A 24827-nucleotide genomic window follows, 5' to 3' on the forward strand; every position below is an offset into this window, starting at 1 on the left:
CATGCCGGACGATGCGGCCTCCCTGCGGCTGGACGCGCCGCCGGTCACGGTCCCGGACCGCGTCCTGTTGGTGGCGCAGAGCTACTGGCCCGAACCGGCCGGCAGCGCGCCGATGATGACCGATCTCGCCACCGCCTTCGCGTCGGCGGGCGCCGACACCACCGTCCTGACCGCGCGCCCCAACTATCCGGGGCAGACGGTCTATGAGGGCTACCGGGACGGCAGCCAGGACCGAACCACGGTGAAGGGGGTGCGGATCGAGCGCTTCCCCACATTCCCGCCCAAGGGCGGCGGCATGAAGGCGCGGCTGGTCCATGAGGGCTCGCTGCACGCCCAGTTCCTCGGCGCGCTGGCAAGGGGGCGCACGGGGCGGCACAAGGCGGTCCTGTCGCTCTGCCCCTCGATCCTCAGCGTCGGGGTGGCAGACCGCTTCACGGCACCCGGCGGGCGGCACATCGCCATCGTCCACGACATCCAGTCGGGCCTGGCGAGCGCGCTCGGCATGGGCGGCGGAGCGGCGCTGAAGGGGATCCGCGCGCTGGAGCGCACGGCGCTCAACCGCGCCGACGCGGTGGTGGTGCTGTCGGAAGCCATGCGCGAGGTGCTGCGGGAGCTGGGCGTCACCCGGCCCGTCACGGTGATCCCGCCTCATGTGGACGCCGATGCCGTGCGGCCGATGCCGCGCCCGGACGGCCAGCCGCCGACCGTGCTGTACAGCGGCGCCTTCGCCCGCAAGCAGGGGCTGGAGCAGGTTCTGGAGATGGCCGGCCATCTGCGGAGCTTGCGCCCGGACGCCCGCGTGCTGCTGCGCGGCCAGGGCGGAATCGAGGAGGAGCTGAAGGCCCAGGCCGCGGCACTCGGCCTGTCCAACGTCGAATTCGCGCCGCTGGCGCCCAAGGAGCGGCTGGCCGAGGGGCTGGCCGAGGGCGATGTCCATCTCGTGCCGCAGAAGCCGGAAGGTGCCGCTTTCGCCATGCCCGGCAAGGCGGTGACCATCCTCGCGGCCGGGCGCCCCTTCGTCTGCACCTGCCTGCCCGGCTCGGCCCTGGCGCGGCTGGAGGCGGAGGCGGGGGCCTTCCTCACCACCCCGCCGGACCAGCCGCTCGCGATGGCCGAGGCGGTGGCCGCCCTTCTGAACGATCCCGAGCGGCGCGCCTCCATGGGCCGGCGCGGCCGGGCCTGGGTCGAGGCGAACGCGACGCGCCGCGTGGCGCTCGCCCGCTACGCCGCCCTCCTCCTGCCGAACGGGAGCACCGACCGATGAGCACACCCGAAACCGGTACGCCCGAACCGGGAAAGCCGGACGTCCGGAAGCCCGCCCTGGTCTTCAGCTGGGAGATGTTCGGACCCTACCACATGGACCGGCTGGAAGCGGTCGGGCGGCGGCTCGGCCACCGCTACGACGTCGTCGGGCTGGAGGTCGGGTCCAAGTCGCACACCTACGCCTGGGACAGCACCGGCAGCGGCCGGAATTTCCGCAAGATCACCCTCTTCCCGGGCCAGTCGAAGGCCGACCTGTCGAGCTGGACGGTCTACCGCGCCCTGCTGCGCGAGTGCCGCAAGCTTGACGCCCGCCACATCTTCCTCTGCCACTACGAGGATCCGGACGTCTTCGGGCTGGCGGTGACGATGCGGCTGATGGGCCGCAAGCTGATCGCGCTGAACGCCTCGAAGTTCGACGACAAGCCGCGCGTCCTGTGGCGCGAGGCGGTCAAGACGCTGTTCTACGGCCCCTATCAGGCGGGCATCGGCGGCAGCCACCGGACCACCGATTATTTCCGCTTTCTCGGCATCCCCGGCGACAAGGTCTTCATCGGCTACGACACGCTGTCGCTCGACCGCATCCGCCGGCTGTCCGGCATGACCCCGGCGCCCGACGGCGTGCCCTTCGCCGACCGTCATTTCACGATCATCGCCCGCTTCGTGGCGAAGAAGAACCTGTTCCGCGCCATCGAGGCCTACGACCAGTACCGTCGGCTCGCCGGAGAGGCCGCCCGGCCCCTGCATCTCTGCGGCTCCGGCGTGCTGGAGCAGGAGCTGCGGGCGGACGTCGCCCGGCGCGGGCTGGAGGACAAGATCATCTTCCGCGGCTTCCTTCAGGAGAAGGGGATCGCCGAGACGCTGGGCTCCACCCTGTGCCTGCTGCTGCCCTCCATCGAGGAGCAGTTCGGGCTGGTGGTGAACGAGGCGCTCGCCATGGGCGTCCCGACGATCCTGTCGGACGTCTGCGGCGCCCGCGACGTGCTGGTCCGCAGCGGGGTCAATGGCCACATCGTCGAACCGGACAACCCCGAGGGGCTGGCCCGCCACATGCTGGCGGTGGCCGGAGACGAGGCGGAATGGCGACGCCTCAGCCTCAACGGGCGGCAGTTCTGCCCGCTCGCCGACTCCGACTTCTTCGCCGAGGCGGTGGAAAAATCCCTCGTCGCGCTCGGCACCCTCAAGGAACCGATGCGTGAAGGGATCGCCGCCGGCATCTCGGCCGTTTCCCTGCCGTCCGCCCAGAAAAGCGAGGGCTGATGACCCGTTTCCGCCTATCCCCGCACATCGTCGTCTCAGGCCGCCTGCCCCCGCCGACCGACGGGATGAGCCGGGTCACCCAGCTCATCCTGGACCGGCTCAAGGCCCGCGCCCCGGTCGCGGTCGCCGACCTGTCGCCGGGCTGGAACGGCGGGGGGCTGCGCTACCAGGCCGTGAAGATCCGGCGCGTCCTGGAGGCCGCCCGGACGCTGGCCGCCGGCGCCGGTCAACCGGACAAGCGCTTCTACATGCCGGCCGATTCCGGCTGGGGCAGCCTCTACACCACCCTGCTGATGGGCACGGCGCGGCTGTTCGGCTACGCCCGCGTGCTGCACCACCACAGCTTCGCCACCATCAGCAAACCGACCTGGCGCATGCGCCTGCTGACGCAGGTCGCCGGGCCGGACTGCACCCACATCCTGCTCTGCCCGGCGATGCAGATGCAGTTCCAGAAGATCTACCCGGCGGCCCGCACGGCGATGGTCATGTCCAACGCCATCTTCACACCGCCCGAGCCGCGCCGGCCGGTCCGGCGCGAGGGACCGCTGCGCATCGGCCATCTGTCGAACCTCTGCTCGGACAAGGGGCTCGACACGCTCTTCACGCTGATGGGGGCGCTGCGCGACGAGGGCGTTCCGGTGGAGCTGGTGCTGGCCGGCCCCGGGATCGGCGCGATGGACAACGCGCTGGTCGCCGCGGGCGTGGCCGCCCATGACGGCGCCGTTCAGTACCGCGGCCCGGTGTCGGGCGAGAGCAAGGCCGCCTTCTACCGCGACATCGACGTCTTCGTCTTCCCGACGCGCTACCGGAACGAGGCGCAGCCGCTGGTGCTGTTCGAGGCGATGGCCGCCGGCGTGCCGGTCCTGGCCTACGACCGGGGCTGCATCGGGAGCGACCTGCCGCGCAACGGCATCGTCCCGCAGAGCGCCGATTTCGTGAAGGCGGTCCTGCCCACCCTGCGCCGCTGGGCCGACGACCGCGACGCGCTGGCGCTCGCCTCCGAACAGGCCCTGTCCCGCGCCCGCGCCGCCCATGAGTCCAGCGCCACCGGCTTCGAGGCCGTCCTCCAACGCATCACCGGTCCGCTCGCGGAACCGGTCAGCGAGGTGCCGGCCAAGCGCCGCGCGGTGGGGTGAGGGACGCATCCCGAGGGTGCCTCGCGCGAGCGGGCGCCCGCGGGGAGCGGGGTGTGAATTCCGGAAGATCGTTCCGGAAGATCGATTGCAGCGAATACGAAAAACGCCGTCCCCGCATTCGCCGGGACGGCGTTTTGTCTTTCCGGTGTCCGTTTGTCCGGATGGATCTTCGGGGCGGCCGGGCCGCCCCAGCCGTCACGCGTGCGCGAGCACGCGGCGGGCGTTGAAATCGACGACCGACTGGCCGCGGGAGCGTTCGACCGTCGCGGCCATGGCCTGCTCGCAGAGCTGCTTGAATTCGTCGGCGCGGCGGCGCAGTTCGCTCTCGTGAGCCATCATGCGCTCGAACTCGGCCAGCCCCTCCTCCGGTGCCAGGGCCTCGTTCGGACGCATCGCGTCCATGCGGCCGCGGACGACGGTGCGGAGCGCCTGGCGGCGGTCCTGCGGGAGAGCGGCGTCCGGGAAAGAGAGGATCTGGGCCATGGGTATCTCCAGCGTTCGGCCCACTCATCTAAGCGCATTCAGACTTTATTAGCCACAGTTAACGAAGCGTTAACGGAGTCATTTTTGTGCCTAACGGACAAGCCCCAGCCGCGCGATGCACAGACCCGGCGGGAGGGCTATTCCGCTCCTTCCGGGCCGATGCGGTTCCAGGGCAGGTCCGCGATCCCCAGCGCGCGGGCCTGCGAGTTGTCGCGCAGCCGGAAGTCGTCGCGGCCGGGGTTGATGAAATAGGGGTTTGAGAGCTGCGGCCCCTGGATGGTGCGCGCCTCGGTCCTGGCCGGAGCGGCGGCGCGGGCGGCCCGGTTGCCGTAGGCGCGGTCCACGATGTTGTTGTCGATCACCGGCTCGCCGCCAGTCAGGCTGACCCAGAACTGGTCCATGGGTGCGCGGGCGTGGACGATGTTGTGGGTGATGACGTTGTCGCGCAGGAAGCCCGCCACGCCGGCCTTCGGCACCCATTCCAGCCGCAGGAAGCGGTCGCGCTGCTGGGTCAGGACCGAGATGTTGTTGTGGACGCGGTTGTGGTCGCCGCCATGGATGAAGACCGCCGCCCAGCCGGTGTTCATCAGGAAGTTGCTCTCCACCCGGACGCCGTTGGTCTGGTCGTCGAGATAGATGCCGAATCCCTTGTAGCGCTCCAGCCATTTGCCGGCGGCGTTGGTGGCGATGCCGCCCGTGTCGCGGATGTCGTTGAAGCGGATGACCGTGCGGGTGTCGATGTTGCTGCGGCCCAGCGTCTCGATGGCGCCGGCGTCGGCCGTCTCGCGCGCGGTGTCCTGGATGCGGTTGTACTCGATGACCGTGTCGGTGTTGACCGTCTCCTCGCTCCAGTTCTTCACCGACACGCCGTAGCGGGAGGAATGGCGGATGTCGTTGTGCGCCACCAGCGTGCGCTGGGCGCCCGACACGAAGACGCCGGCGCTGAACAGAGCCACCTCGCCGATGTGGCGCATGCGGTTGGCGACGACGCGGTTGTCATCGCTGCCCGGCCGCAGGCTCACGCCGGTGCGGCCGAGATGCTCCATGAGGTTGCCGCGGATCAGGTTGCCGGTGCTGGCCTCCACCGTGACGGCGGTGCCCACCGCGTTGAAATGGTTGTTCAGGACGGCATGGCCGCCGCCGCCCTCCACCCGGAGCGCCGGGCCGTCGTAAGGCACCTCGGTGAAGCCCAGCCCCTCGATGGTGACGCCCCGCGTCCGGTCGAGCTGGATCAGCGGCGCCACGCGCGCCACCACCGCCTCCCCGGCGAAGGAGTCCGGCTCGGCCGGGCGGACCAGCAGGCGCTTGCGGCGCGCGTCCCAGGCGAACTGGCCGGGATGCTTCAGGAAGTCCGGATGGCCGAGCAGCCGGAAGGTGGAGCCGTCGCGGAAAGCGTATTGGGCGTCCTTCTCCAGCGTCAGCGTGCCGCGCGCCGCGTCGATCGCCTCCACCCCGATGATGCTGTCGGACAGCCGCTCGCGGTCGAGCGCCTGGACCCGCACGCCGGGTGCCGCCCAGCCCGCCTGGAGGCTGCCGGGAGCGAAGCGCAGGCGGCGCTTGCTCGCACCCCCCTTGGCCGCCTGCGCGACCAGCCAGCCGGTGCGCACGGGGTCGGCCGGGTCGAGGTCGCCGCTCTGGGCGGGGCGCAGCCGCACGCCGCCGACGGTAAGGTCCAGCCCCGGATCCTGGGCCAGCGGTGCGGAGAAGACGCCCGCCCGCTCGGCTCCCTTCTCGGGCGCGAAGCCGCCGATCCGCTCCCCGCCGGACAGGACCGGCCGCTCGCCGGGATATGCCGCGATGCGCAGCCCTTCGTCCTCGGGGCCGAGTTCCACCGTCTCCTCGATCCGGTAGGTGCCGGAGCGCAGCAGGATCGTGCGCAGCCCGCCCCGGCGCGCCAGGTCGACCGCGCGGGCCAGCGTGGCGACCGGGCCGTCCCGCCCGTCGCGCCCCGGCTCGGCGGCCCGGCCCGACCAGCGGTCGTCGCCGCGCGGCGAGACATGGACCGCCGCTCCGGCCGCCGTGCCATTGGCCGCCGCCCGCTGCGCCAGCGCCGGAGCCGTCCCCAGCCCCAGCAGCGCCGCCGCGAACAGAGCCGCCCGCACCGCACGCGTCCCCATGCCGTAGAACCGAACCGCCATCTCACCTCCACCATACCGCACTGCACGCAAGCGGGCCGGCCGGCAGCAGGGGCCAGGCCGGTCCATTCAAAGCGAAACTGGCGGCAAGCCGGGTTCGTGGCAAAAACACTGATGGATTGCCGCTTTTTCGCAGGCTGCTTTCCGGAGGAGTCAAGCGCACTGTCGGGATAGTCCGGTTTCGGAGGGCGCTTCGCCAGATGCCCTAGCCCCCGGATGGACCCGGGACTGCCGCCTGCGTGTTGCTGTCGGCGATGCGGGAAAGGCGCCCTCGCCCTTTCCGCCGCCCGGCCGTCCGCGCGGCCGGTTTTGCCCGTGAAACCATGGCGGACCTTGGCGATGATCGAATTGGCGCTGATCGCGCAGGTGCTGGTGGTGGCCCTGGTGGTCGCGGTCTTCCTGTTCAGCGGGACGGCCTCGATGTTCCACCCCCTGAGCTTCTACCTGATTTTCCACACGCTGGTGTTCGTCCTGCGCCCGATCCTGCTGCATGTCTACCAGTTCGACAATGTGTGGCTCTTCATCGGCTTCTGGCCGAGCGCGCAGCAGTTCGTCTTCACCCTCATGGTCAGCTCGGTGGCGCTGATCGCCTTCGCCATCGCCTGCGCCTGGTCCGGCGCCGCGCGGCCGGAGTTCCAAGACCGCGAGCCCTTCCGTTTCGACGGGCCGGACATCGCGGCCTACACGCTCACGGCGCTGCTGCTGGGACCGCTGGCGGTCTATTCCGCCATCATGCGCCAGGGGGGCGCCTCCTTCACCGGCGTCGGCGACGTGCAGATGGAGCGCGACCCGCTGACCGGACAGCCGGTCTACGTCAACACCACCGGCTATGTCGCCGAGGCCCATTCCATGGGCCTGCCGCTGGCGCTGGGGATCATCTGGGTCAGCCGTTTCCACCCGCTGTCCTTCATCCCCTTCCTCAGCTTCCTGATGTACCGGGCCTATCTGGGCTGGGGGCGCTGGGCCTTCATCATGGGCGTCATCTCGCTCGTGCTGCTGCTGCTCTATCACACCCGCACCAAGTGGTTCCGCCTGTGGCACGTGGCGGTCGGGCTGCCGGTGCTGATGCTGTTCCACACGCTGGGCCAGAACCGCGGCGCCCTGCGCTCGGTCTTCGAGGGCACGGCACCCGTTTCCTCCCTCTTCCGGGTCCAGGGCAGCTCCGACGCCCGCTTCGTCGATTCGCTGGCGGGCCAGGATCTCGGCAACTTCGACTATCTCTCCTTCATCCTGTGGGTCGTGCCGAAGGAATCCGGCACCTACACCTGGTTCACCCAGTATCTCCAGCTCTTCACCGAACCCATTCCGCGCGTCCTGTGGCCGGCCAAGCCGATCGGTCCGCCCGTCCAGTACTTCTCGCTGCATGACTTCGGCCATTTCGCCAACCTCACCACCTCGCTGGCCGGCGACGGCTGGATGAGCGGCGGCTGGATCGGGATGATCCTCACCATGGTCCTGGTGGGGCTGGCGCTCGGCACGATCCACCGCTGGTTCTGGCGCAGCGGTGCGGTGAACAAATACGGGGTGCTGTTCTACTGCAGCTTCCTGCCGCTCTCGCTCCAGTGGTTCCGCGACGGCGGCATCTCGATCTTCAAGTTCGGCCTCTTCTCGCTGATGCCGATCCTGATGTGGATCGCGCTGACCCGGCTGTTCCGCGCCTGGATCGCCTTCGGGGCGGAGGACCGGCCGCCCCTTGTCCTGCGGCGCGCCGCGGACGGCGCCGAGACCAGCTGACGCCTTGCCTTGAGACACGAGCCATTCCGTTCCAATTCATTAGGGGAGTTTCCATGGCGTTGCGCCTCCTGGCCCTCCTGCTGGCGGCGCTGCTGCCGGTGGGGTTCGCGCTCGATCCCGTCCAGGGTGACCTGACGCGCGCCGGTGGCTACACGGAAAACGCCTTCGGCCCCAAGGCGCCGCAGGCGGTTTTCGTGCCGCCGCTGGCGGAGCCCGCACGCGCGGGAACCCGCTACGACGTGGTGGTGATCGGCGACGGCTTCTCCCACCCCGACCCGGACGACGCCCGGACGCCGTTCGGGCAGTTCTGGACCGACCACCTGCGCAACGCCACCGGCCTGACCGTCGGGGTGATGCACCAGGAGCGGGTGTCGGCCTGGAGCTATGTGAACTCCGCCGAGTTCCGCGAGCGCCCGCCGCGCGTGCTGATCGTCGAGACGATGGAGCGCCGCCTGCGCCACCAGCTGCCCGCCATGGCGGACGCGGACACGGTCGCGGAGACGGCGCACGTCACCCTGGCCTCCTCCCGCCCGGCGCCGGAGGCGATCCCCGTGAAGCCGCTCCAGGCCACGCCCCAGCCCCGTCCCCGGCCCATGGCCCATGACGGGCTGATCCCGCCGCTCGGCGACGCGCTCCAGTTCCTGTCCAAGGCGGCGGAGCGCGCCATGTCCGGCCCCGGAGAGAGCGGCGTCGTCGAGCTGCCGGTGACCTACACGCGGCTCTTCACCTCCGAGAAGCGGTCGAGCAGCCTGTTCCTGGCCGAGGATTTCGCGTCCTGGCGCGCCGACCAGGTCCTGCTCGCCGAGCGCCGGGCCGCCTTCCGCCGCCTCCAGCAGGCCGTGGAGTCCAACGGGGTCACCCGTTTCCTGCTGATGGTGCCGCCCGACAAGGGCACGGTCTACGCCGACTTCCTGGAGGAGCCGCCGCCCGTCCGCTCGATCGTGGAGACGACCCTGCGCGACGACCCGCAGCTGAACCTCGTTCCGCTGGCCAAGGGGCTGCGGGAGATGGCCGCCAACGGCACCGCCGACCTCTACGCCCCGAACGACAGCCGCTGGGGCGCCGAGGGGCAGCGGTTCGCCGCCCAGGCCGTGCACGACAGCCTGCGCCGCATGGGCGTGATCGCGACGCCGGAAAGCCCGCACATTGCCACCCTGCCCTGCAAGCCGGGCTATCTGGACTGCGCCGTGGCGACCACCGCCGCGGAATAGGGCGCCACCCAAACAGCACATCCCACATCCCGACCCGAATTCGACCCCGAACGGGGCACTGACCGGAGAGCCGACCCCTCATGTCCGATCTGACCTCCGAACCGAAGCCCGCCGTCGCCGCAAACGTCTGCGCGATCATCGTCACCTACAACCGCCTGCACATGCTGACGCAATGCGTCGACGCGATCCGGGCGCAGGTCCCCCGCCCCGACAAGATCGTGGTGGTCGACAACAGCTCGACCGACGGCACCGGCGAGTGGCTGGCGGCGCAGGAGGACCTCGTGGTGGTGCGCCAAGCCAACTGCGGCTCGGCGGGTGCCTACCATTCGGCCTTCGCCACGGCCATGGAGCTGGGCCACGCGTGGATCTGGTGCACCGACGACGACGGCATCCCCGAGCCCGGCGCGCTCGCCGAGCTGCTGAAGCAGGGCGAGGCGCATGGGCTGGACATGATCGGCCCCGCCGTGGTCGCCCCGGAGAACCACGAGGAGCTTTCCTTCATGCCGCGCGGCTGCCAGACGGTCGCGGAGCTGAAGGCGCTCGCCAAGGACGGGGTGGTGCTGGACGCCATCTCGCTCTTCAACGGCACGCTGATCCGCCGCCGTACCTTCGAGACCATCGGCAACATCAAGCGCGAGATGTTCATCTGGGGCGACGAGTACGAGTTCATGCTGCGCGCCCGCAAGGCCGGGCTGAAGGACGGTTCCGCCGTCAACGCGCTGCACGTCCACCCGCGCATGGGCCGCAAGGTGAAGCCGGTGCTGGGCGGCCTGCTCGGCAAGGTGGAGGAAATGCCGGACGGCCGAGCCCCGCATTACTTCCGCAACATGGGTTATATCCAGTCGCAGTACGAGCCGAAGTCCGCCGTGCCGCGCATGATCGCGAAATACACGGTGCATTACCTGCTGAAGGGCGACCTGAAGCGGTTGAAGACCTTCTACCGGAGCTATCTGCCCGGCGTGAAGAACATCTACCCGGAGGAGCAGCGCCGCCCCATCCAGCGGCTGCCGCTGCTGCCCCCCGCCGGAAAGGCCGGATCGACGTCGGACGAGGCGGCGTGATGGCCTCTCCCCCGGAAGGCCGGGCGGAAAGCCGGGCGGACGGCCGGGCGGACGGCCGGACGAACGGCGGCCTGAGGGTCAGCGCCGTCATCGCCACCTTCAACCGCAAGGACGAGCTGCGCACGGCCCTGACCCGGCTGGCGGCGCAGACCCTGCCGCCGGCGGAGGTGCTGGTGGTGGATGACGGCTCGACCGACGGGACGGACGCGATGATGCGGACAGAGTTCGCTTCCGTCCGCTACGTCCGGCTGCCGCACCACGCCGGGCTGATCTACGCGCGCAACTTCGGCTTCGTGAACACGTCGGGCGACTATGTGCTGTCCGTGGATGACGATTCCTGGTTCGCGGAGCCGGACGGCTTGGCCCGCGCCGTCGCCTACCTGGAGGCGCAGCCGGACGTGGCCGCGGTCGCCTGCAACATCGAGACGCGGGACGGGCTGGTCTATTTCCCGAAGGGGGCTGCCCCCTTCGAGGTGCCCTGGTACGTCGGCTGCGGCCACCTGCTGCGCCGCCGGGCGGTCGCCGCCGCCGGTCTCTACATGCCCGAGCTGTACCGCCAGGGGGAGGAGAAGGACCGCTGCCTGCGGCTGATGGGGGCCGGCCACCGCGTCGTCGCCCTGCCCGACGTCATGGTCTTCCACGACAAGAGCGAGAAGAGCCGCAAGCCGGGGCTGGAGCGCTTCTACAACCACCGCAACGACCTGATCCGCGAGATCGCCCGCTGCCCGGCGGCCCTGCTGCCCTGGCGGCTGGCGCGGAGCTGGGCCGGCAACAGCTGGAAGAACCTGCGCCACGGCCCGCGCGCGACCGACCTGAAGATCCTGCTGGCCCTGCCGGAGATCCTGCGGATAGGATGGAAGCACCGCGCCCCCGTGGGCGCCGACGCCTACCGCCGCTGGCTGCATCTGGCCTCCACGGCCGCCCCCGGCGCCGTCCGCACCGCACCCCCCGCCGGGGCCTCCGTCCCGCTCCGGCCCGCCGCCCGGTCCGCGGACGCGCCGGGCTGATGGCGGTGCTGAGCATCGGCCGCACTGCGGATTTCCGCAGTTGCGCATTGACTCATGGAAGCGCTGTCTCTATACAGCGGGGCTCGTTTTCCCTGAGATCGATTTGACGGAGTAAAGTGTCGTGAAACGCACGTACCAGCCGAGCAAGATCGTGCGCAAGCGCCGCCATGGCTTTCGCGCGCGTATGGCCACTGTCGGCGGCCGCAAGGTCATCGCTCGCCGCCGCGCCCGCGGCCGCAAGGTCCTGAGCGCCTGATCCGCATGCCGGCGCCGGGCCGCATGGTCGGGCGCCTGAAGCGGCGGCCGGAATTCTTGGCCGTGGCCGGTACGCGGCGTAAGCACGTCGCTCCCGGTTTGATACTGCAGGTGCGCCGACACGACGAACGGCAGCGGCCCGCCGATGGCGAGCCGCCGCTTCGTTTTGGATTGACGGCAAGCCGAAAGGTGGGCAACGCCGTGGTGCGCAACCGCGCCCGGCGCCGCCTGCGCGAGGCGGCGGGAATGATCCTGCCCGCCCACGCCGCCCCCGGGCACGATTTCGTGCTGGTGGCGCGCTCCGGAACGGCCGAACGGCCGTGGCCGGACCTTCTGGGTGACCTGACCGCGGCGCTGAAGCGCCTCGGCCTCTGGCGCGACGCGCCGGCCCCAGCAAAAACCGCCCCAGCGGACGCAACCCCGGAAACACACCGGGAAGCGCGCGAGGGCGCCGAGGGAGAGGCCGGAGCATGAACCCACTCACCCATGCCCTGCGCGGATTGGTCAGGCTGTACCAGCTGACCCTGTCGCCCTTTGTCGGCTGGCACTGCCGCTATCAGCCAAGCTGTTCCAACTACGCGCTTGAGGCGCTATCCACGCACGGAGCCGTCCGGGGCAGCTGGCTGACCCTGCGCCGGCTCGCGCGCTGCCATCCCTGGGGCGGCTGGGGCTACGACCCCGTGCCGGCCCCCGGCGGCGGATCCGCCGCGCGCGCGTGTTCCTGCGCGCACGGGCGGGCGGGCATCGCGCACCACCACAACCCCTGAGGCACAACCCCCAAAGGCCGGCGCTCGCCGCCCAAGAGAAAGGCCCGACGGTAACCGGGACGCCCATGACCGACCAACGCAACCTCATCGTCGCGATCGCCCTGTCGATCGCCATCCTCCTCGGCTTTCAGTTCTTCTACGAAGGCCCGCGGGTTCAGCAGAGGCAGGAAGAGCTGGCGCGCCAGCAGGCCGCCCAGACGGAGCTGGCGGTCAACCCCACGATCCCCGGCGTCGCGGCGGCCGAGACCATCAAGGACCGCGCCGGCCTGATCGCCGAGCAGCGCGAGGCCGGCCTGCGCGTCCCGCTCACCACCCCGTCGCTGCACGGCTCGGTCAACCTCGTCGGCGGCCGCATCGACGATTTGACGCTGGCCAACTATCACGTGACCCCGGACCAGAACAGCCCGGAGATCGTGCTGCTCTCCCCGGCGGCGAGTGCCGAGGCCTACTACGCGGAATTCGGCTGGGTGCCGGAGAACGGCGCCCTTCCGGTGCCGAAGTCCGACACCCGCTGGACCGCCCAGGGCACCACCCTGACCCCGGACAGCCCGCTCGTGATGAGCTGGGACAACGGCCAGGGGCTGGTGTTCGAGCGGACCATCACCGTGGACAAGGACTATATGTTCACGGTGACGCAGCGCGTGCGCAACAACAGCGGCGCCCCCGTCAAGCTGCTGCCCTACAGCCTCGTGTCGCGCGCCGGCACGCCGCACACCGAGGGCTTCTACATCCTGCATGAAGGTCCGCTCGGCGTCTTCGACGGCAAGCTCCAGGAACGGGGCTACGCCGACGTGAAGGAAGAGCGGGAGATCAAGAACCAGACCACCGGCGGCTGGATCGGCATCACCGACAAGTACTGGCTCGTCTCGCTGGTCCCCGAGCAGCAGGACCAGGTCACCGCCCGCTTCCTGCACACCGCCGCCGGCAGCGGCGAGCGCTACCAGGTCGACATACTGGGCCAGGCCGTCGAAGTGGCGCCAGGGGCCACGGCGGAGGAGACCCAGCGCCTGTTCGCCGGCGCCAAGCAGGTCCGCCTGCTGGACGGCTACGCCGAATCCCTGGGCATCACCAACTTCGATCTCGCCATCGATTTCGGCTGGTTCTACTTCCTGACCAAGCCCTTCTTCTACGCGCTGGATTTCCTGGCCGGCCTGTTCGGCAACTTCGGCGTGGCGATCCTGGTCTTCACCGTCTTCGTCAAGGCCCTCTTCTTCCCGCTCGCCAGCAAGTCCTACCGGGCGATGAGCGAGATGAAGAAGCTGCAGCCGCAGATGCAGGCCCTGCGCGAGCGCTACAGCGGCGACCCGCAGCGCATGAACCAGGAGGTCATGGCCCTCTACAAGCGCGAGAAGGTCAACCCGGTGTCGGGCTGCCTGCCCATCCTCGTGCAGATCCCGGTCTTCTTCGCGCTGTACAAGGTGCTGTTCGTCACCATCGAGATGCGGCACGCGCCCTTCTTCGGCTGGATCCATGACCTGTCGGCGCCCGACCCCACCACCGTCTTCAACCTGTTCGGCCTGATCCCCTGGGATCCTCCCTCGATCCTGCACCTCGGCGCCTGGCCGATCATCATGGGCATCACCATGTGGCTGCAGCAGCGCCTGAACCCGGCGCCGCCCGACCCGGTCCAGCAGAAGATCTTCCAGTTCCTGCCCATCATCTTCACCTTCATGCTCGGCGGCTTCCCCGCCGGCCTGGTGATCTACTGGGCCTGGAACAACCTGCTGTCGGTCGCGCAGCAGTGGACGATCATGCGCCGCATGGGGGTGCCCGCGTGACCGAACGGAACGTCACCAGCCTGACCTCCGGACTCGACGAGGCCGCCCTGGAAACGGGGCGGCTTCTGTTCGCCCAGCCCTGCGACTTCACCTGGGGTGCGGCGACGCTCGACCAGCTTCCCGAGGAGGCGCAGCCGGAGATCGCCTTCGCCGGACGCTCCAATGTCGGCAAGTCGAGCCTCATCAACGCGCTGACCCGCCGCAACACGCTGGCCCGCACCTCCAACACGCCGGGCCGCACCCAGCAGCTCAACTTCTTCAACCTCGGCGACCGGCTGACCATCGTGGACATGCCGGGCTACGGCTACGCCAAGGAATCGAAGGAGAAGGTGGCCGCCTGGACCGAGATGGTCCGCAGCTATCTGAAGGGCCGCGTCACGCTGCGCCGCGCGCTGGTGCTGATCGACTCCCGCCACGGGACCAAGCCGCACGACCACGAGGTCATGACGATGCTGGACAAGGCGGCCGTGCCCTACCAGGTCGTGCTGACCAAGGCCGACAAGGTGAAGGACAAGGAGCTTCAGGCCATGCTCGACCGGACGGTGGCCGAGATGAAGAAGCACCCCGCGGCCTTCCCCGAGGTGCATCTGACCAGTTCCGAAACCGGCCTCGGCATCGCCGAGCTGCGCGCCAGCCTCGCGGCGCTGGCGGCGCCGAAGGCGGAAGGGTAATGAGAAGGGCCGGTGCAGACGCACCGGCCCTTTCTTCTTCCGGCTTCCTGTTCCGGAGACCGCTCAGACCAGCGGCTTGCCGGTGTTTCCGGCGATCACCGCGTCGCCGCCCGGCCCGGTGGGACCCTCGCCCGAATCCGTCCCGCGGTCGAGGTTGGTGGGCGCCTTCTCGTTCAGCGCCTTGTTGGCTTCCTCGACCTCGCGGCGGCTGTTCGAATCATACATGGCCTCCGCTTCGCGCGCGTTGTCGTGCGGGTTGTTCAGCAGCGCCTCGCGGAAGGGGCTGCGCGGTTCGGGCATCTTGTTGTCGCTCGTCTTGTTGTCGCTCATGGCACGATTCCGGATGTGGTGCGGTTGATGGGAATCGAACCGTGAAGCGGGTGTCCCGGTTCCCCGGCGGGCCGGATCGTCATGAAGACGTCACGATTCGCGGCCGGCAAAACTCCACTAGGCACCCCCGGCGCTTTCCGTTAAAGAGTCCGCCAATGTCCACCCCGACGAACGGCTCTCCCGTGCAGAACACGACCCGCGACGAGTGGCTCGCCAAGGCCCGCACCCTGTCCGAAGCCCTGCCCTACATGCGCCGCTACGCCGGCCGCACCTTCGTGATCAAGTACGGCGGGCACGCCATGGGCGACGACCACCTGGCCGAACTGTTCGCGCGCGACATCGTGCTGCTGAAGCAGGTCGGCATCAACCCGGTGGTGGTCCATGGCGGCGGCCCGCAGATCGGCCAGATGCTGGAGCGGCTGAAGATCAAGTCGAGCTTCGTCGACGGCCTGCGCGTCACCGACAAGGAGACGGTCGGGGTGGTCGAGATGGTGCTCGCCGGCTCCATCAACAAGCAGATCGTCGCCGCCATCAACAACGCCGGCGGCCGCGCCGTCGGCATCTCCGGCAAGGACGGCGGGCTGATCACGGCGCGCAAGCTGCGCCGCACGCAGCGCGACCCCGACAGCAACATCGAGAAGGTGCTGGATCTGGGCTTCGTGGGCGAGCCCTACCGGGTCAACCCGGAGATCCTGAACAGCCTCGCCAAGTCCGACATCATCCCGGTCATCGCCCCGATCGGAATCGACGAGCAGGGCGAGACCTACAACATCAACGCCGACACGGCGGCCGGCGCGGTCGCGGCGGCGCTTGGCGCCACGCGCTTCTTCCTGCTGACCGACGTGGCCGGCGTGCTGGACAAGAACAAGCAGCTCATCCCGCGCCTGTCGCTGGAGACGGCCCGCGGGGCCATCGCCGACGGCACCGCGTCGGGCGGCATGATCCCGAAGATCGAGACCTGCACCGACGCCGTGGAACAGGGCGTCGACGCCGCCGTCATCCTGGACGGGCGCGTGCCGCACGCGCTGCTGCTGGAGATCTTCACCGAGGGCGGTGCCGGAACCATGATCGGCCGGGACTGACCAGCGCAGGACCGATCGCGACGCGAGGGGGCCATGCCCGACGACCGCAAGCCAGGCAAACCGCACTCCGGGACGGACGTCCGCCGGGAGCTTCTGGACCAGATGAAGCGGATCCGCGAATCGCTGGATCCGAAGCTGGTGGAGCGCGCCAAGCTCGCGGTCTTCGGCAAGGTCCCCTTCGACCGCGACTCCGCCCGCCAGGCGGTCGCGAGCTTCCTCGACTCCCGCGAGGACGGCGGCGCCTTCCGCCGCAAGCTGGAAGCCGAACTGCGCAAGGAGGGGACCGCGCCGGAGCCGCCGGGCCAGCCGCCCGCTCCCCCCGTTGCGGCCTCGCCCGCCCCGCTCCCCCCGGCACAGGAACGGCCCGTGCCGGGGCAGGCTCCCGGACCGGCGCCGGACGGGCCGGCGCCGCAGCCGCCGCGCCCCCGCTTCAACCGCATCGCCTGACCCGCCCGCCATGCTGCACGTCTTCGTCGGCGAGGGCGGCGCGCTGCGCTGGGACAAGGGGGCGGAAACCGGGACCGGGCCACTGCCCGCCGGCACCGTCTGGCTCGACCTGCTGAACCCCACGCCCGAGGAGCTGGCCCGCGCCGAGGCGATGATGGGCACGCCCCTGCCGACCCGCGAGCAGATGGTCGAGATCGAGGAATCGAGCCGGCTGCGCCTCGTCGGCGCGGCCGCGCATCTGACCGTGATGGCCCTGGTCTGGGCGGACACCGACCAGCCGCGCATCACGCCGGTCAGCTTCGTCCTGGCCGGCGGGCGCCTCGCCACGGTCCACCATGTCGATCCCCAGGCCTTCCTCGCCTTCCGCCGCCGGGCCTCGCGCGGCGGCTTCGCCGGAACGACCGGCGAGGCGGTGCTGGCGGCACTGGTGGAGGGCATGGTGGAGCGCACCGCCGTTGTCCTGCGCCGCATCGGGATCGAGCTGGACGCGATGGGCGGACGCGCCCTGCGCGGGCGCCTGCCCGTGCGCGGCGAGAGCAGCGACGACGCGCGCACGCTGAGGCGCATCGGACAGACCGGCCAACTCATCGGCAAGGCCCATGTCAGCCTGTCCAGCGTCGGCCGCATGCTGGCCTTCCTGAGCCGGGGCGAGGGCTGGACCTGCAGCAAGCCGACGCGGCGCTGGGTCCGCACCACCCAGCGGGACATCACCGGGCTGGACGAATACGCGCTGTTCCTGTCGGGAAAGGTGAACCTGCTGCTCGACACCGCACTCGGCCAGATCACCATCGAGCAGAACGAGATCGTGAAGATCGTGTCGATCCTGACCATGGTGCTGCTGCCGCCGACCCTGGTCGCCACCGTCTTCGGCATGAATTTCGAGTGGATGCCCGAGACCGGGCAGGTCTGGGGCTATCCGCTGGCCCTGCTGCTGATGCTGGCCTCCGCCGTGGTGCCGCTGCTCCACGTGCTGCGCCGGCGCTGGCTGTGAGCTATTTTCCCGTCGGCGGCCCCTTGGCGGGCATGATGCTGGCAGGGGCGATGGCCGGATTGAGCAGAGCCAGGTTCCTGCCACGGAAGTCGTTTACGTTGCGAGTGACCAACACATAACCCTTGGCCCGAGCCGTGGCGGCGATCCCCATGTCCATGCGGTCGCTGTCCTTCTCGGCGGACAGCACGGCCCATTCGATGGCCGTTTCGACATCGACGGGAACGACGAAGGGCACGCCGTAATCGGCAAGCAGCCGCGCGAGGCGCCCCTCGATCTCAGCGGCAATCTCCGCCTTGCCTTTCTTCAGCCGCAGCAGTTCGATGCCCTTTCGGGTTTCCCGCAGCGTCAGCACGCTGATCCGGAGCGCATCGGCATCGACCGACGCGAACCATTTGAGCACGTTCCGCTCGGCCTGTTGCGGAAGATCCCTTTCCGAACGGCCAAGAAGACGGAAGATGTTGGTATCGAGCAGGTAGATCACCCCGCATCCCCGCCCTCGGGCTCCGTCCACGCGTCGCAGGGGCCGAGAACCTCGTCGAGTGCTTCGAGCCCCAGGTTCCGGACGCTGCGCTTCAGGCCTTTTTTCGGGAAGGGCCGGCCGCGCTTCGGATGGGTTGCCGCGTAGGCCCGGACCCACTCCACCCCCTCCGGAGCCAGCTCCGGGTGTTCGTGCAGAACCTCCTCGGCCGATGCCCCTCCCTCCAGCAGCGCCGCGACGCGGTAGGCTTCGATGGAAGTTCCAGGAATGACCGGTTCGCCGGCCGCGTTGCGCTCGGCGTCAGCCTTGACCTCCGCGAGCAGAAGCAGGCGCCCGGAGACGGCGAGGAGGTCGGGCTCGATGTCCACCGAGGCCCAGCCGAGTTCGATCCTTTTGGGCAGGCCGTCGATGAAGCTCTTGCCCCGGAGCCTTCCGGCGGCCTTTCTCCAGAAGTCCAGCCGTCCCTGCGGCGACCGGTCGCCGCCCTGCTCCATCGCGCCGAGGCGGTCGCGCAGCCGGACGTAGAGGTCCCCCCTGGCGTCCGGCGTCAGCTTGTCCGCCAGCCGTTCGCTTGCCTTCAGATAGACGAGGTCGGCCAGCCCGAGATAGCGGTGCGCCGTTTTCCCCTGGACGACGCGATGCGCCTCGACCACACCCCGGTCGATCGCGCGTTTCACATCGTTCGCGGGCTTGCCGAGAACGAAGGCCGCCTCGGGCGTGGTCAGTTCGAAGGCTTCCGGCATGCTGCCCCCCTGCAATTCAGCACCAAATATGGGGCTGAATTGCAGCAAGGTAAAGCAAGCATCGGGCCTACAGCGCCAGCCAGACCGCCCACAGCAGGACAACCGCGTTGGTCGCGAGCGTCATCGACATGCCCGGCGCCCGGACATAGGGATGGATCAGGTAGCCGGCCCAGAAGAGCAGCCGCCCCAAGGCGAACAGCGCCGTGGCGAGGACGGGCGCGCCGAGGGCGGAGGGCGGCAGCAGGACCGTGAGGGCGGCGAGTACGGGCAGGAAGATCGCGGTCTGCTCGACCGTGTTGGTCAGCACGCGCTGGCTGACGCGGTACAGCCGCGATTCGGGATCGTCGATGGGGTTGAGCGCCACCGAGCGTGCGCGGGCGACGAGGACGCCGCCGACCATCGCGAAGAGAAGCAGCGCGGGCCATAGGGCCAGACGTGCCCAGAATTCCAGGCGGCTTCCGGCGTCCCCGGAGCCGGCGGGACTTCCGAACAGGGGAAGAAGAAGCCAGAAGGCAAGAAGCGTCAGCAGGGCGGCGCCCAGGTTGATGGCGGCGGCGAGGCGCAGGAGCCGTGTCCGGCCCCCGCCGTTCCCGCAGTCCGGCCCGGGGCCGGGGCCGGTCAACCCAGCCCCTTCTGGCCCATCTCCAGGAACTTCTCGCGCCGCTTGGCGCGCAGGGCCGCGCCGTCCAGCCCGTCCAGTTCGGCCAGCGATTCGGCGATGGCGTCGCCAAGGCCGAGGATCGCCTCGGCGGCGTTGCGGTGGGCACCGCCGATCGGTTCGTTCACCACGCGGTCGATGACACCCAGTTCCTTCAGGTCCTGGCTGGTGATGCGCAGCGCGATGGCCGCCTCGCCCGCCATGTCGGGGTTGCGCCACAGGATCGAGGCGCAGCCTTCCGGCGAGATGACGGAATAGATGGCGTGCTCCAGCATCAGCACCCGGTCGGCCGCCGCGATGGCGATGGCGCCGCCCGAGCCGCCCTCGCCGATGACCGTGGCGACCATGGGCACCGTCAGGCGCAGGCAGCGCTCGATGCTCTTGGCGATGGCCTCGGCCTGGCCGCGCTCCTCGGCGCCGACGCCCGGATAGGCGCCCGCCGTGTCGACCAGCGAGATCACCGGCAGCTTGAAGCGGTCGGCGATGTCCATCAGCCGCTGGGCCTTGCGGTAGCCCTCGGGCTTGGCCATGCCGAAGTTGTGGCGGACGCGCGACTCGGTGTCGTGCCCCTTTTCCTGCCCGATCACGACGACGGACCGGCCGCGGAAGCGGCCGATGCCGCCGACGATCGCCTGGTCTTCCGCGAAGTGGCGGTCGCCGGCGAGCGGCGTGAAGTCGTCGATCAGCCGGTGGACGTAGTCCAGGCAATGCGGCCGGTTGGGATGGCGAGCCACCTGCACCTTTTGCGCGGGGGTGAGCTTCGCGTAGGTCTGCCGGAGGAGCTTGTCGACCTTGGACTGCAGCTTCCCGACCTCGTCGGCGATGTTGATGTCGCCGGCGTCGGTGAGATGCCGCAATTCCTCGATCTTGCCTTCAAGCTCGGCGATCGGCTTTTCGAATTCCAGGAAGGTCTGCATGCCGGACAAAAAGTGGGAGGTCAAACGCGGACCGGGCTAGGTAACACGGCACCGTCCCGCAACGCCATAGGTTAAAACCGCCTTGCGCGGGAAGAAACGGCTTATGCCGCAGGACGGAAGGCCCTCCGGCCGAAGGTGACCAGCAGGACGCCGGCCATGATCACCCCGGCCCCGGTCCAGACCCAGGGGGAATAGCGCTCGCCGAAGACGAGGCTGCCGGTGGCGAGCCCCACCGCCGCCATCACGTAGCCGAGCTGGCTGAGATAGACCGGCCCGGCCACCACCTGAAGCCGGAAATACAGGAGATAGACCACCGCCGTGGCCGCGACCTGCACGGCCACGAGGCCGGGCGCCAGCGCCAGCGAGGGCAGCTCCCCCGGTTCCCCGAGCAGGAGGATCGCCAGCGCGACCCAGCCGCCGCCCGCCAGCATCGTGCCGGCGGCGACGCTGACCATCTCCGCCCCCGCCGGCCAGGCCAGCGTGCGGTAGACGTTGCCGGCGGCGAGGCTCAGGGGAATGGCGAAGGCGAGCGCCATCCAGCCGGCCAGCTCCGCGGAGGGCAGGCTGCCGCGCGGCAGGACGATGGTCAGAGCGCCGGCGAGCCCGGCCAGGATGCCGGCGCAACGCCAGGGGTCCGGCCGCTCGACGCGGACCGCCAGCGCCAGCAGGAGGGTCAGGATCGGCGGCAGCGTGTAGACGACCGAGGCCAGCCCGGCCCCGAGCCTCGGCAGCACGAGGAAGAGGATCACGTTCGGCAGGGCCATGGAGATCAGCCCCGACAGCGCGTAGTAGCGCAGATGGGCTCCCGCCCCGCGCACCGGCAGCCCGCGCAGGCGCGCGAGCCCGGCGAGGATCAGGCCGGAGCCGAGCATCATGGCGAGCGCCCAGGCGAGAGGCGCCACCCCGGCGCCCTGCGCCAGCTTGGTCAGGAGGAACACCGAGCCGCTCAGGCTTCCCGTCGCCAGCAGCAGGGCGAGCGGCTCCAGGCCGCGGGCCGGAAACGGGATTGGCCGGAATGCGGGCATGGCAGGAAAGGCCTTCGCGGAAAACAGGACGGGGCAGGAAGATGGCCCGCGGCCCCCGCTTTGTCAGCCCCGCGCAAGCGCCGGCCTGCCCTACCGCTCCTCCGGCACCTTGCGCCGTGCCAGGGGATGATGGTCGTTGACCACCTTGCGCAGCCGTTCGCTGACAACGTGGGTGTAGATCTGGGTGGTGCCGATGTCGGCGTGGCCCAGCATCTTCTGCACCGAGCGCAGGTCGGCGCCATGGTCGAGGAGATGGGTCGCGAAGGCGTGGCGCAGCACGTGCGGGCTGACCTTTTCCGGGTCGAGGCCGGCTTCGATGGCAAGCTCCTTCAGGATCTGGGCGAAGCGCTGGCGCGTGAGGTGTCCGCCGGAGGCGCTGCGGGACGGGAACAGGAAGGGCGTCTGCACCGCCTCGCGCCCGGCCGTCAGGAAATGGGCGCGCCAGGGAAGATAGGCGGCGATGGCCGCCGAGGCCGGCTCCGACAAGGGCACCATGCGCTCCTTCCCGCCCTTGCCGCGGACGATCAGGCCGCGCCCGTCGCGCAGAATCGCCGACAGCGGAAGGCCGACCAGCTCCGACACGCGCAGGCCGGTGGCGTAGAGGATCTCCATCAACGCCACCAGCCGCACGCCCTCCGCCTCGCCGCGCGCCTGTGCTGCGCGGATCAGCCCGTCCACGGCGGTCTCGCTGAGGATCTTCGGCAAGGGGCGCCCCTGGCGCGGGCTGTCCAGGGCCGAGGCCGGATCGTCGGCGCGCCGGCCCTCGGAGACAAGGAAGCGGTAGAACTGCCGCATCGCCGACAGGCGGCGCGCCGCCGTTCGCGGGGCGACGGCCTGGCCCGCCCCTCCGCCCTGCTGGTGCTCCAGATAGCCGCGCAGGTCCTCGGTCCCGGCCCCCTCGAGCGCGAGGCCGCGCCCGGCGAGCCAGTCGCCGAGGTCGGCGAGATCGCGCCGGTAGGCCTGGCGGGTGTTGAGCGCGGCGCCCCGCTCCGCCAGGAGCATGTCGAGGAAGGCGTCGACATGCGGCGACAGCGGCCGCGGCGGGTTCGGCGGACGGCCGCGGCGGGCCATGCCGGTCACCCTAGCCGTGCCGGGGCGTCAGCGCGGGAACCGGTCATCGGGGATGACCTTCTCCACCGGAGCGGAGGGCGCCGGCATTTCCCAGAAATTGCCGAGGAACACGATGCCGCCGCCGATGGCGAGCAGGATAAGGACGATCAGGACGGAAAGCAGCCGGGTCATGGGGGTCTGAATGCCCTTGTCTTATGGACAGGAGTCGGGAACGGCGACGGCCTATCATGGACGGCGCCCGCGCGGGATGGGACAAGGGTGCGCTTTCATGCTAAAGCAATCGGCACTTCGTCCATGCCGCGCATCCCTGGTGCCGTGCATCCCGTTGCCCAACCTTTGTCATGACGCATTCGCCATGATCGGGGGAGCGCCGTGCGCGGGGGGCCGCCACACCGGGGGTCGTCGCCGGCGAAGACGCGGCAGTCTAGTCGCAGGACGCGCCGCGACGCAACAGACGGACGGGTGCGTTGGTGGCCTTGGGGTGGTTTGGGGATGGTTTCAGGTGTTTCGATCGAAGGACCGCGTAGTGACATGAGCAACCGGCATGCGCCGAGAGCGCCGCATGCGCTCCTGCCCAAGACCGTCGTGCTGGTCGGATTGATGGGTGCCGGCAAGAGCGCCATCGGCCGCCGGCTGGCCTCGCGCCTCCACCTTCCCTTCCTGGATTCCGACACCGAGATCGAGGCGGCGGCCGGCTGCACCATCGCGGAGATCTTCGCCCGCGACGGCGAGGCCGCCTTCCGCGCCGGCGAGCGCAAGATCATCTCGCGGCTGCTGACGGAACGCCCGCCCCACATCCTGGCGACGGGTGGCGGCGCCTTCATGGACCCGGAGACGCGCGCGACGATCCGCAGCCATGGCGTCGCGCTGTGGCTGCGCGCCGAATTGGACGTGCTGGTCGCGCGCACCGCGCGCCGCAACACCCGGCCCCTGCTGAAGCAGGGCAACCCGCGCGAGATCCTGCGCGGCCTGATGGAAAAGCGCTATCCCGTCTATGCCGAGGCCGAGCTGACGGTGCTGAGCGACGAGCGCCCGCCGGAAGGGACCGTCGATCAGGTCATCGAGGCGCTGGAACGGCATTTCGGCCAGCCGCTCCTGTGCGGCGCCCGCACCAACGCCGCCGTCGGCGCCGGCCGCTCCTAACCCAGGAAAGTCTTCAGCCCATGTCCGCCACCACCGATACCGTCACCGCATCCACCGCCGGCGCGCCGGGGACCGACACCGTCCGGCTCGATCTCGGCGCGCGCAGCTACGACATCCTGGTCGGCGACGGCGTCCTGGCCGAATCGGGTCCGCGCATCGCCGGGATCACCCGCGGGCGCGCGCCCATCGTCGTCACCGACGAGACGGTGGCGGGGCTGCATCTGGCGACGCTGGAGCGCGCGCTGATCGGCGCCGGCATCACGCCGAGCCCGGCCATCGTCCTGCCGCCGGGCGAGAAGACCAAGAGCTTTCCCCGCTTCGAGGAGCTTATGGAATCGATCCTGGAGCGCGGCATCGAGCGGTCGGCGGTGCTGGTGGCGCTCGGCGGCGGGGTGATCGGCGACATCACCGGTTTCGCCGCCGCCTCCGCCTTGCGCGGGATCGACTTCGTCCAGATTCCGACCACCCTGCTGGCCCAGGTCGACAGCTCGGTCGGCGGCAAGACCGGCATCAACAGCCGCCACGGCAAGAACCTGATCGGCGCCTTCCACCAGCCGCGCCTGGTCATCGCCGACACCGCGGCGCTCGACACGCTGCCGCGGCGCGAGGTGCTGGCCGGCTACGCCGAGGTGGTGAAGTACGGGCTGATCCGCCTGCCGGACTTCTTCGCCTGGCTGGAGGAGAACGGCGCCCGCGTGGTGGCCGGCGACAGCGCGGCGCGGCGCCACGCCGTCACGGTGAGCTGCCGCGCCAAGGCCGACATCGTCGGCACCGACGAGCGGGAGAGCGGCGACCGCGCCCTGCTGAACCTCGGCCACACCTTCGGCCACGCGCTGGAGGCGGCCACCGGCTTCGGCCAGACCCTGCTGCATGGCGAGGGCGTGTCGATCGGCATGGTGCTGGCCTTCGACCTGTCGGTCCGGCTCGGCCTCTGCCCGGCCGCCGACGCCGCCAGGGCGCGCGCGCATCTCGCCTCGGTGGGGCTCCCGGTCAGCCCGACCGACGTGGCCGGGGTCGAGTGGGACGTGGATGGGCTGATCGCCTCCATGGCCAAGGACAAGAAGGTCAAGGACGGCCGCATCACCTTCGTGCTGACGCGCGGCATCGGACAGGCCTTCACCCTGCGCGACGTCGATCCCGCGGCCGTGCGCTCGCTCCTGGAGGAGGCGGTCGCCCGCTGAGGC

At 70.1% G+C, this 24827-nt stretch carries 27 protein-coding genes; 17 read left to right on the forward strand and 10 right to left on the reverse strand.

The window, feature by feature from the left end:
* Nucleotide 1 precedes the first annotated feature (1 nt).
* The 3 genes from JUB11_RS05555 to JUB11_RS05565 are packed head-to-tail and all read left to right on the forward strand — an operon-like array spanning nt 2 to nt 3656.
* Nucleotides 2–1264 (forward strand): glycosyltransferase family 4 protein, encoded by a 1263-nt coding sequence (locus JUB11_RS05555; RefSeq protein WP_207457021.1) that lies wholly within the window; start codon nt 2–4, stop codon nt 1262–1264.
* Nucleotides 1261–2520: a glycosyltransferase family 4 protein gene (locus JUB11_RS05560; RefSeq protein ID WP_207457023.1), complete on the forward strand. Its 1260-nt coding sequence runs from the start codon at nt 1261–1263 to the stop codon at nt 2518–2520. The genes JUB11_RS05555 and JUB11_RS05560 overlap by 4 nt, the downstream gene beginning before the upstream one ends.
* On the forward strand, nt 2520–3656 hold the full coding sequence (locus JUB11_RS05565; protein ID WP_247886865.1) for a glycosyltransferase family 4 protein: 1137 nt from the start codon (nt 2520–2522) through the stop codon (nt 3654–3656). Before JUB11_RS05560 ends, JUB11_RS05565 begins: the two co-directional genes overlap by 1 nt.
* 195 nt (nt 3657–3851) lie before the next feature.
* On the opposite strand, the gene JUB11_RS05570 is transcribed toward JUB11_RS05565, so the two are convergent.
* Both JUB11_RS05570 and JUB11_RS05575 read right to left on the reverse strand, forming a co-directional pair.
* A complete protein-coding gene (locus tag JUB11_RS05570; RefSeq protein WP_207457025.1) occupies nt 3852–4139 on the reverse strand; it encodes a hypothetical protein in 288 nt (95 codons plus the stop codon).
* A gap of 137 nt (nt 4140–4276) precedes the next feature.
* Entirely contained in the window at nt 4277–6277 is a 2001-nt protein-coding gene (locus tag JUB11_RS05575; RefSeq protein WP_207457027.1) for a right-handed parallel beta-helix repeat-containing protein, read from the reverse strand.
* Between the two features lie 336 nt (nt 6278–6613).
* Between JUB11_RS05575 and JUB11_RS05580 the strand changes: the two genes are divergently transcribed.
* From JUB11_RS05580 to yihA, 9 genes are all read left to right on the forward strand, one after another.
* The gene (locus tag JUB11_RS05580) at nt 6614–8008 is read left to right on the forward strand and encodes a hypothetical protein (RefSeq protein ID WP_207457029.1); all 1395 of its coding nucleotides are present in this window, start codon (nt 6614–6616) and stop codon (nt 8006–8008) included.
* Between the two features lie 53 nt (nt 8009–8061).
* On the forward strand, nt 8062–9219 hold the full coding sequence (locus tag JUB11_RS05585; protein ID WP_207457031.1) for a hypothetical protein: 1158 nt from the start codon (nt 8062–8064) through the stop codon (nt 9217–9219).
* Nucleotides 9220–9299: 80 nt separating this feature from the next.
* Nucleotides 9300–10280: a glycosyltransferase gene (locus JUB11_RS05590; protein ID WP_207457033.1), complete on the forward strand. Its 981-nt coding sequence runs from the start codon at nt 9300–9302 to the stop codon at nt 10278–10280.
* A complete protein-coding gene (locus JUB11_RS05595) occupies nt 10280–11287 on the forward strand; it encodes a glycosyltransferase family 2 protein (RefSeq protein ID WP_207457035.1) in 1008 nt (335 codons plus the stop codon). Before JUB11_RS05590 ends, JUB11_RS05595 begins: the two co-directional genes overlap by 1 nt.
* A 121-nt stretch (nt 11288–11408) precedes the next feature.
* Nucleotides 11409–11543 (forward strand): 50S ribosomal protein L34, encoded by a 135-nt coding sequence (rpmH, locus tag JUB11_RS05600; RefSeq protein ID WP_109326345.1) that lies wholly within the window; start codon nt 11409–11411, stop codon nt 11541–11543.
* Nucleotides 11544–11566: 23 nt separating this feature from the next.
* Nucleotides 11567–12016 carry a ribonuclease P protein component gene (gene rnpA / locus JUB11_RS05605; RefSeq protein WP_247886866.1) on the forward strand — a complete coding sequence of 150 codons (450 nt, stop codon included), beginning with the start codon at nt 11567–11569 and terminating at the stop codon, nt 12014–12016.
* A complete protein-coding gene (gene yidD / locus JUB11_RS05610) occupies nt 12013–12309 on the forward strand; it encodes a membrane protein insertion efficiency factor YidD (protein WP_207457039.1) in 297 nt (98 codons plus the stop codon). Before rnpA ends, yidD begins: the two co-directional genes overlap by 4 nt.
* A gap of 65 nt (nt 12310–12374) precedes the next feature.
* On the forward strand, nt 12375–14087 hold the full coding sequence (gene yidC / locus JUB11_RS05615) for a membrane protein insertase YidC (RefSeq protein ID WP_207457041.1): 1713 nt from the start codon (nt 12375–12377) through the stop codon (nt 14085–14087).
* Complete coding sequence (gene yihA / locus JUB11_RS05620) at nt 14084–14758, forward strand: ribosome biogenesis GTP-binding protein YihA/YsxC (RefSeq protein ID WP_207457043.1); 675 nt, start codon at nt 14084–14086, stop codon at nt 14756–14758. Before yidC ends, yihA begins: the two co-directional genes overlap by 4 nt.
* 63 nt (nt 14759–14821) lie before the next feature.
* Here yihA and JUB11_RS05625 read toward each other — a convergent pair whose 3' ends face one another.
* Nucleotides 14822–15088, reverse strand: a complete 267-nt coding sequence (locus JUB11_RS05625; RefSeq protein WP_207457045.1) for a hypothetical protein — start codon at nt 15086–15088, stop codon at nt 14822–14824.
* Nucleotides 15089–15243: 155 nt separating this feature from the next.
* Between JUB11_RS05625 and argB the strand changes: the two genes are divergently transcribed.
* From argB to JUB11_RS05640, 3 genes are read left to right on the forward strand one after another with little or no spacing between them, the layout of a single operon-like run.
* Entirely contained in the window at nt 15244–16170 is a 927-nt protein-coding gene (argB, locus tag JUB11_RS05630) for an acetylglutamate kinase (RefSeq protein WP_207457047.1), read from the forward strand.
* A gap of 33 nt (nt 16171–16203) precedes the next feature.
* The gene (locus JUB11_RS05635) at nt 16204–16617 is read left to right on the forward strand and encodes a hypothetical protein (protein WP_207457049.1); all 414 of its coding nucleotides are present in this window, start codon (nt 16204–16206) and stop codon (nt 16615–16617) included.
* A 10-nt stretch (nt 16618–16627) separates the two neighbouring features.
* Nucleotides 16628–17608, forward strand: a complete 981-nt coding sequence (locus JUB11_RS05640) for a CorA family divalent cation transporter (RefSeq protein ID WP_207457051.1) — start codon at nt 16628–16630, stop codon at nt 17606–17608.
* Between the two features lies 1 nt (nt 17609).
* Here the strand turns inward: JUB11_RS05640 and JUB11_RS05645 are convergent, their stop codons facing one another.
* The 7 genes from JUB11_RS05645 to JUB11_RS05675 all read right to left on the reverse strand — a co-directional run bounded on the left by JUB11_RS05645 (nt 17610) and on the right by JUB11_RS05675 (nt 22671).
* Nucleotides 17610–18089: a PIN domain-containing protein gene (locus JUB11_RS05645; protein ID WP_207457059.1), complete on the reverse strand. Its 480-nt coding sequence runs from the start codon at nt 18087–18089 to the stop codon at nt 17610–17612.
* The gene (locus JUB11_RS05650; protein WP_207457061.1) at nt 18086–18829 is read right to left on the reverse strand and encodes a DUF433 domain-containing protein; all 744 of its coding nucleotides are present in this window, start codon (nt 18827–18829) and stop codon (nt 18086–18088) included. Before JUB11_RS05650 ends, JUB11_RS05645 begins: the two co-directional genes overlap by 4 nt.
* Before the next feature lie 67 nt (nt 18830–18896).
* Nucleotides 18897–19451, reverse strand: coding sequence for an MAPEG family protein (locus JUB11_RS05655; protein WP_207457063.1), 555 nt, complete (start codon nt 19449–19451; stop codon nt 18897–18899).
* On the reverse strand, nt 19448–20404 hold the full coding sequence (locus JUB11_RS05660; RefSeq protein ID WP_207457334.1) for an acetyl-CoA carboxylase carboxyltransferase subunit alpha: 957 nt from the start codon (nt 20402–20404) through the stop codon (nt 19448–19450). The genes JUB11_RS05655 and JUB11_RS05660 overlap by 4 nt, the downstream gene beginning before the upstream one ends.
* A 101-nt stretch (nt 20405–20505) precedes the next feature.
* On the reverse strand, nt 20506–21429 hold the full coding sequence (locus JUB11_RS05665) for a DMT family transporter (RefSeq protein WP_207457066.1): 924 nt from the start codon (nt 21427–21429) through the stop codon (nt 20506–20508).
* A 90-nt stretch (nt 21430–21519) separates the two neighbouring features.
* Complete coding sequence (locus tag JUB11_RS05670; RefSeq protein WP_207457069.1) at nt 21520–22500, reverse strand: site-specific tyrosine recombinase XerD; 981 nt, start codon at nt 22498–22500, stop codon at nt 21520–21522.
* Nucleotides 22501–22527: 27 nt separating this feature from the next.
* Entirely contained in the window at nt 22528–22671 is a 144-nt protein-coding gene (locus tag JUB11_RS05675; protein WP_207457071.1) for a hypothetical protein, read from the reverse strand.
* A 360-nt stretch (nt 22672–23031) separates the two neighbouring features.
* Here JUB11_RS05675 and JUB11_RS05680 point away from each other — a divergent pair, with 360 nt between their 5' ends.
* Complete coding sequence (locus JUB11_RS05680; RefSeq protein WP_207457074.1) at nt 23032–23643, forward strand: shikimate kinase; 612 nt, start codon at nt 23032–23034, stop codon at nt 23641–23643.
* A gap of 20 nt (nt 23644–23663) precedes the next feature.
* Nucleotides 23664–24824: a 3-dehydroquinate synthase gene (gene aroB / locus JUB11_RS05685; protein WP_207457075.1), complete on the forward strand. Its 1161-nt coding sequence runs from the start codon at nt 23664–23666 to the stop codon at nt 24822–24824.
* Nucleotides 24825–24827: the final 3 nt, after the last annotated feature.

It is taken from the genome of Azospirillum sp. SYSU D00513 (assembly GCF_017356015.1).
Classification (GTDB): domain Bacteria; phylum Pseudomonadota; class Alphaproteobacteria; order Azospirillales; family Azospirillaceae; genus Azospirillum.

Coding starts and splice junctions, on each gene's coding strand:
- JUB11_RS05555 (WP_207457021.1), top strand. CDS start 2: ATGCCGGACGATGCGGCCTCCCTGCGGCTGGACGCGCCGCCGGTCACG.
- JUB11_RS05560 (WP_207457023.1), top strand. CDS start 1,261: ATGAGCACACCCGAAACCGGTACGCCCGAACCGGGAAAGCCGGACGTC.
- JUB11_RS05565 (WP_247886865.1), top strand. CDS start 2,520: ATGACCCGTTTCCGCCTATCCCCGCACATCGTCGTCTCAGGCCGCCTG.
- JUB11_RS05570 (WP_207457025.1), bottom strand. CDS start 4,139: ATGGCCCAGATCCTCTCTTTCCCGGACGCCGCTCTCCCGCAGGACCGC.
- JUB11_RS05575 (WP_207457027.1), bottom strand. CDS start 6,277: ATGGCGGTTCGGTTCTACGGCATGGGGACGCGTGCGGTGCGGGCGGCT.
- JUB11_RS05580 (WP_207457029.1), top strand. CDS start 6,614: ATGATCGAATTGGCGCTGATCGCGCAGGTGCTGGTGGTGGCCCTGGTG.
- JUB11_RS05585 (WP_207457031.1), top strand. CDS start 8,062: ATGGCGTTGCGCCTCCTGGCCCTCCTGCTGGCGGCGCTGCTGCCGGTG.
- JUB11_RS05590 (WP_207457033.1), top strand. CDS start 9,300: ATGTCCGATCTGACCTCCGAACCGAAGCCCGCCGTCGCCGCAAACGTC.
- JUB11_RS05595 (WP_207457035.1), top strand. CDS start 10,280: ATGGCCTCTCCCCCGGAAGGCCGGGCGGAAAGCCGGGCGGACGGCCGG.
- rnpA (WP_247886866.1), top strand. CDS start 11,567: ATGGTCGGGCGCCTGAAGCGGCGGCCGGAATTCTTGGCCGTGGCCGGT.
- yidD (WP_207457039.1), top strand. CDS start 12,013: ATGAACCCACTCACCCATGCCCTGCGCGGATTGGTCAGGCTGTACCAG.
- yidC (WP_207457041.1), top strand. CDS start 12,375: ATGACCGACCAACGCAACCTCATCGTCGCGATCGCCCTGTCGATCGCC.
- JUB11_RS05625 (WP_207457045.1), bottom strand. CDS start 15,088: ATGAGCGACAACAAGACGAGCGACAACAAGATGCCCGAACCGCGCAGC.
- argB (WP_207457047.1), top strand. CDS start 15,244: ATGTCCACCCCGACGAACGGCTCTCCCGTGCAGAACACGACCCGCGAC.
- JUB11_RS05635 (WP_207457049.1), top strand. CDS start 16,204: ATGCCCGACGACCGCAAGCCAGGCAAACCGCACTCCGGGACGGACGTC.
- JUB11_RS05640 (WP_207457051.1), top strand. CDS start 16,628: ATGCTGCACGTCTTCGTCGGCGAGGGCGGCGCGCTGCGCTGGGACAAG.
- JUB11_RS05650 (WP_207457061.1), bottom strand. CDS start 18,829: ATGCCGGAAGCCTTCGAACTGACCACGCCCGAGGCGGCCTTCGTTCTC.
- JUB11_RS05660 (WP_207457334.1), bottom strand. CDS start 20,404: ATGCAGACCTTCCTGGAATTCGAAAAGCCGATCGCCGAGCTTGAAGGC.
- JUB11_RS05665 (WP_207457066.1), bottom strand. CDS start 21,429: ATGCCCGCATTCCGGCCAATCCCGTTTCCGGCCCGCGGCCTGGAGCCG.
- JUB11_RS05670 (WP_207457069.1), bottom strand. CDS start 22,500: ATGGCCCGCCGCGGCCGTCCGCCGAACCCGCCGCGGCCGCTGTCGCCG.
- JUB11_RS05675 (WP_207457071.1), bottom strand. CDS start 22,671: ATGACCCGGCTGCTTTCCGTCCTGATCGTCCTTATCCTGCTCGCCATC.
- JUB11_RS05680 (WP_207457074.1), top strand. CDS start 23,032: ATGAGCAACCGGCATGCGCCGAGAGCGCCGCATGCGCTCCTGCCCAAG.
- aroB (WP_207457075.1), top strand. CDS start 23,664: ATGTCCGCCACCACCGATACCGTCACCGCATCCACCGCCGGCGCGCCG.